The following is a 6,000-nucleotide window of genomic DNA, read 5'->3' as shown; positions in this document are numbered from 1 at the left end:
TTTAATCACTTCGAATTATATTGTAAAAATCATACCGAAGAAAAGATTTTAACATTACAATTTTAATACTTTGTATTTATGTCCCAAATTGTTTATTTTGCAGCTTTGCGTTGTTCTAATTTTTCTTTTAGTTTTCTATCTTGCTCTTCTTTACGTCGTTTACGTTCTTCATTACGTTTTCTCAAGCGTTCTTCTTCTTCAGGGTTACGTGGTTTTTTTAATTGTTTTACCACTTTCTCCATCAATTCGTCTTCTGTCAATGCTGCTAACGGTCTATTATTAACAAATGCAAAGGTTTTTCGTCGGCCTGGGCCACAATATGACTGGCATCCAATCTCAATCTCTGCATCTGGATCAAGTTTTTCTAATTTTTTCTTTAGCGACTTCATATTAACTGCCTGACATTCATCACAAATTAAAAATTTGTTCTTCATTGTGTCACCCACCTTTACTTCGCATTCATATTTAACTCTATTTATTTTACTCTATTGAGAGAAAATTTCAAGCTGTTCTCTTTAGACACATCATCACATTATTACATTATATTTCAAAAAGAAAAACAACCTCTTCATTAAATTCAAAAGGTTGTCACATCTGATTTACTGTCCATGATATATTTTGAAAGGTAACGGTTTAATGCCATCATGCGCCCATGCTTCATATATTTTGTGTTTATCAACATTCGTATCAATAATCGCTATGCCGCAATCGCCGCCACCTGCACCAGACGTTTTAGCTGCGCCACCATGGGCTTCTGCAATATCACATAACCGTTTTAATTTATTTGTTTCGATATCTACAGATGCTGCATCATCCATTTTACGTATCACTTTACGATTTTGGCGAATCATTTTCTGAACACCTTTAATATTATTCATCTTAAAGGCATTGATTAATTGTTCAACACACAAATGTGATTGCTCAATAAAATCACCGTAAAATGCTGGATCTGATTTTAAACGTTTCACTTCACTAACTAAATGTGGTGAAGATGCTGGAGATCCTGTCCATCCGATAATAACTTCCATATTTTCAGGTGCTTGTAAAGGCTCAATATGCAAGCCAGGCCAGTTCTTTTCTAGAACATCACTTACATGGCCTTCTTCCATTTGTTGCTTTACCCAATCATGATCAAAGGTACTATAGGCTAACCAACCACTGTAAACACTAACAGCTATATCACCGCAAGAACTTAAACTTTGTAATTTCATATTTGCAATAACAGCTAATTTATAGATATATAAATTAGATAACTGCATATCATAAAATTTATTGAGTGCTTTAACTACAGATACTAATACTGCAGCACTTGAACCTAAACCATATTTCTGACCTGATTCATCTGCAAGATTACTATCAATAGTTAAATGAAAATGCTCAAGCTTAATATCACAGCTTCTAGCATATTGCTCAAAAACTTCAATTGCAGTGACAACATATTTCAACTGTTTCGCTGCATGTGTATCAGAAATTTCAATTTGATTATCATTACGATTATATGATACTGGATCATGATGCAGCGTTTTAGAATGAATAGTTCCAACAACTTCATTAGAAGCTTTAATTGTAGCTGTGACAAAACGATTCACTGCAATCAAAACGGATTTATAACCCGGTTCAGTAACGGCATATTCACCTGCAATATAAAGTTTTCCGGGAGCTTTCACACGAATCATTTTATCTCTTCCTTACTTAATAATTTCGACGCCTGATGAAATGATGTCACTCGACATAATCTGTGATGTTTCAAATGTTTCTTCAAAAGCTGATTGAACAGCTTGTAGATTTTTCTTTTCAACAATGACTTTGACATTGGGCCCTGCATCCATAGTGAAGTAACAGGGAATACCATTTTCACGACATTGGTGAACAATTTCCATAGCCAAATAGCTTTCTGGTACTAAATAGGTAAAAGGTGGCTGCGCCCCTAAATTTGTTGCATGCATACGTAATCCATTAGCTTCAATTGTTTCACCAAACCGTTGAAAATCTTTGGTTTTGATCGCTGCTTTTGCATCTGCTAAATCTTGCTCTACATAATCTAACCAATATTGATAAAAACGCGATGTTTCTTTAGTCAGCAACATGCCCGCTCGACTAGAAACTTTTTTAGATTGTTTGTTAATAACAATAAAGATCATGGCCAAATCCTTTTCCCAATCTTTGGCATCGATTTGTTCAGCATATGATGTTAAGTCATCATAGCCTTTATGCCATTCAACAAATCCACCAAAAATACTGCGACTTGCCGAACCAGAACCACGACGTGCCAATCTCGATAAATCTTTATCTGTCATTTGTAATTCTAAGGCTTCATTACAAGCGGCGGCCAAAGCAGCATAAGCACTTGCAGATGAGGCTAAACCGGCAGCTGTTGGCACATGATTTGTACTTTCAATAAGGGCATGCATTGTTATTCCCGCTTTGGCTCTAACAATATCCATAAAACGTTGAATTTTTTGGTTTTCTGTCGCGCTAACATGTTCACCATTTAAAATAAGCTGATCTGAATTATAACTATGATTAAATGTCACTTGTGTTTCAGTATAAAAACGTTCTAACGTAACAGATAAACTATTATTCATTGGGATGATTAATGCTTCATCTTTTTTTCCCCAATATTTTATAACAGCAATATTTGTATGTGCGCGTGCTTTGCCACTTTTTACCAACGCCCTAACCTCCTAAATATTCAATCCAAGTATGCTCAGCCCCAGCCTTTTCTGCAGCTGATACTACACGTTTCGCGGTATTCAGGTCTTCTGCTAAAATCAGCATGCTTCCACCACGACCCCCACCAGTTAATTTACCAGCAACTGCACCATTTTGTTGCGCCGTCTTCAAAAATAGTTCTATTTTGTCATGACTCACTGTTAATGTTCTTAAGTCTTCTTGACATTGATTAAATATCTCAGCTAATTGTTGAAAACTATGGTGTTCAATTGCATCGCTTGCTTGATGTACTAACTGACCTATATGCGTTATTTTATCCATATAATAAGCATCATTATTACATAAACGATGAACGTCCTCGACTGCTTGTTTCGTTGATCCTTTCACACCAGTATCAATAACAACCATATAGCCATCCAATTGTAAAGTTTTTAAATGTTCAACTTTACCTTGCTGATACCATACCGGTTTATTACTAATAATCGTTTGTGTGTCAATGCCACTTGGCTTACCATGGGCAATACGTTCAGCCCAATTGGCATAGGTTAAAAGGTCGTCATCAGATAAAGGAATACCTAAATAGTCATAGCTTGCTCTAACAAATGCAACTGCAACAGCAGCACTTGAACCTAATCCACGTGATGGGGGCAAATTGGCTTTAATTTTAACCAATAGTGGATCTTCTATGTGATGTTTATCCACAAAACGGGTAACGATGGACTTTAAATGTTCTGGCGCATCATATAAAGGCCCATCATAGACATCACTTTGAATCGCAGAGTAATTTCCTTTTTCTAAGCTTTCTATTAAAATTTTAACCTTTCCAGCGTTAAACGGAATCGCAATGGCTGGTTGTCCAAATGTTACTGCATGTTCACCTATTAAGATAATCTTACCAGTCGATTCACCATATCCTCGTCGCGTCATGTTAGCTCACCTTTAGTCTTTTTTCTATTTACTTATTTGCAATTAAAAAACGCGAAGCTCGAAATCTTCACATTCTATCTTTTGCTTTATTCAACTTATTATTTTATCGAACTTTGTCACGTTTCCGCTACAATTATGTCATAAAACTTTGTTTTTATAGTAGACTAATACCACAAAAATGTAAAATAACAATTATCATTCGTTGCACAACACTTAAATAGTATATAGCGATTGTATTTTTGTTTCAAAAATTTAACTTACTCTACCTTAAATCTTGATTTTATAAACATTTATAGTCTTAATTTCATATTCTTTATTTTCTACCTAACCCATCATACTACAATTTCAATTTAAATGTGCACGTTATTTGTATCAAAATTAAAAAACATCCTAAATCATTGTAGATAATCATACAATGATTCAGGATGCTCACATCTTAGTGCTATAACAATCGTGACATTTTATCGTTGCGCTCCACTATTTTATCAAAATGTCCTTCATATCGTTGCCATTCATCTTCTGTAATAGCATCCATGTTTAGCTTGCCGCCTAAATCTTGAATCGCATGTAATAATTGGAACATAACATCTTGTACTTTAATGTCACGTTCTAACAACGTTTCTAGTGATGCCATACATTGGGGTTCGATGTCTGGATATTTAAATTTTGTTGTTTCTCCTTTAAGTGCCTGTTGGTAAAAATAGCGCATCATCTCAGCACGCTTTGATCCAGAGCCTTCCACGCACAAATAAATTTGTACAGCAATACCACCTCGGACACGTCGTTGCGAAATACCGGCAAACTTTTTATCATTAATGCTTAAATCAAACTTTCCAGGACAATAAGAACGTTCAATTTCATGTGTTTCAATTTCAACATCATCGTCTTCAAACATTTTACAAATTAATAAATACATCACTGAGAAAGCTTCATCAATTGTTGTTTCTGTCTGTCCTTTAAAAATTAAAGATATATTCAGTATGCCTTGATCTAATACAACTCCTAAACCGCCAGAGTTGCGCACAATCGCATTATAACCAACTTCATCAGTTAAATAGCGAATACCATCCTTGAGATAAGGTAAACGTGAATCATGAATACCTAATATAACAGTATGTTGATGAATCCAAGTTCTTACAACATTACATGATAAATCTTTACCCACGCTCTCTGAAAACGTATCATCAAATGCAAATGATTGCATTGGCGCAAGTCCATTCGTATGGTCTATATAGCGCCAATCCACACCATTAAAATATTTACTACTTAGTTCCATTATTGTAATGTTTGAGCAGCAGTAATAATTGATAAATTATACACGTCTTCGATTGAGCAGCCACGTGATAAATCATTTACTGGAGAATTAAGTCCTTGCAATACTGGACCAACCGCATCAAATCCACCTAAACGTTGTGCGATTTTATAGCCAATGTTTCCTGCTTCTAAACTTGGGAATACAAAAACATTTGCATCACCTTGGATTTTAGCGCCTGGCGCTTTTTTCTCAGCCACTGCAGGTACGATGGCAGCATCAAATTGGAATTCTCCATCAATAATGACATTTTCTAAATGATCTGCTGAAACTTTTTCTTGTGCTAATTGAACGGCATTAGCCACTTTTTCAACATCATCAGATTTTGCTGAACCTTTAGTAGAAAAGCTTAACATTGCCACACGAGGATCCATACCAAAGCTTTGAGCAGATTTAGCACTTTCTACAGCAACTTCTGCTAAGCCCTGTGCATCTAATTCTGGGTTGATTGCGCAATCACCAAAGATATATTGTTTGTCGTCTTTAATCATAAAGAAGATACCTGATGTTCTTGAAACACCTGGTTTTGTTTTAATAATTTGTAATGCAGGACGCACTGTATCTCCTGTTGAATGTGCGGCACCACTTACTAAACCATCTGCTTTACCAGCATATACAAGCATCGTTCCGAAATAGTTAACATTGTTTAGTAATTCTTTAGCTTGTTCTTCTGTCGCTTTCCCTTTACGACGTTCTACAAATGATGACACTAGTTCTGGTTTTAGTTCGCTTGTTGTAGGATTGATAACTTCAATACCAGTAAGATCCAATCCTTTGTCTTGTGCTAAAGCATTAACTTTAGCTTCGTCACCTAATACGATAGGCGTTACATAGTCTGTTGCTTGTAATTGCGTTGCAGCTGTTAAAACACGTTCGTCTTCACCTTCAGGTAGTACGATTCTGACATTTTTTCCTGAAAGTTTACTTTGTAATACATCTAATAAAGACATAGTACCCTCCTATTTGTTATACATAATAATATTTGCACTCTTAATTATACTTGATTTATCATGAGAATTCCATTTCACTAATTTGTAATCTTTTATTTAGAATAAGCAACCAAACTTATGCTAAAATTTTAAATAAAT

The 6,000-nt window shown here is 35.2% G+C and carries 6 protein-coding genes; all 6 read right to left on the bottom strand.

The window, feature by feature from the left end:
• Positions 1–92 precede the first annotated feature (92 nt).
• Positions 93–434 (bottom strand): YuzB family protein, encoded by a 342-nt coding sequence (locus HMPREF2864_RS00170; protein ID WP_002479428.1) that lies wholly within the window; start codon positions 432–434, stop codon positions 93–95.
• Between the two features lie 165 nt (positions 435–599).
• On the bottom strand, positions 600–1,676 hold the full coding sequence (locus HMPREF2864_RS00165; protein ID WP_002459879.1) for a phosphomevalonate kinase: 1,077 nt from the start codon (positions 1,674–1,676) through the stop codon (positions 600–602).
• A gap of 12 nt (positions 1,677–1,688) precedes the next feature.
• Entirely contained in the window at positions 1,689–2,672 is a 984-nt protein-coding gene (mvaD, locus tag HMPREF2864_RS00160) for a diphosphomevalonate decarboxylase (protein WP_070544709.1), read from the bottom strand.
• A gap of 4 nt (positions 2,673–2,676) precedes the next feature.
• Positions 2,677–3,600, bottom strand: coding sequence for a mevalonate kinase (gene mvk, locus HMPREF2864_RS00155; protein ID WP_002479429.1), 924 nt, complete (start codon positions 3,598–3,600; stop codon positions 2,677–2,679).
• A gap of 442 nt (positions 3,601–4,042) precedes the next feature.
• Positions 4,043–4,876, bottom strand: coding sequence for a lipoate--protein ligase family protein (locus HMPREF2864_RS00150; protein ID WP_070544708.1), 834 nt, complete (start codon positions 4,874–4,876; stop codon positions 4,043–4,045).
• Complete coding sequence (pta, locus tag HMPREF2864_RS00145; protein WP_002459883.1) at positions 4,876–5,862, bottom strand: phosphate acetyltransferase; 987 nt, start codon at positions 5,860–5,862, stop codon at positions 4,876–4,878. The genes HMPREF2864_RS00150 and pta overlap by 1 nt, the downstream gene beginning before the upstream one ends.
• Positions 5,863–6,000: the final 138 nt, after the last annotated feature.

The organism is Staphylococcus sp. HMSC059F04, assembly GCF_001812565.1.
In the GTDB taxonomy this organism is placed as follows: domain Bacteria; phylum Bacillota; class Bacilli; order Staphylococcales; family Staphylococcaceae; genus Staphylococcus; species Staphylococcus lugdunensis.
The sequence above is the reverse complement of the archived record's forward strand: the minus strand, read 5'-3'. Positions and strand labels throughout refer to the sequence as shown.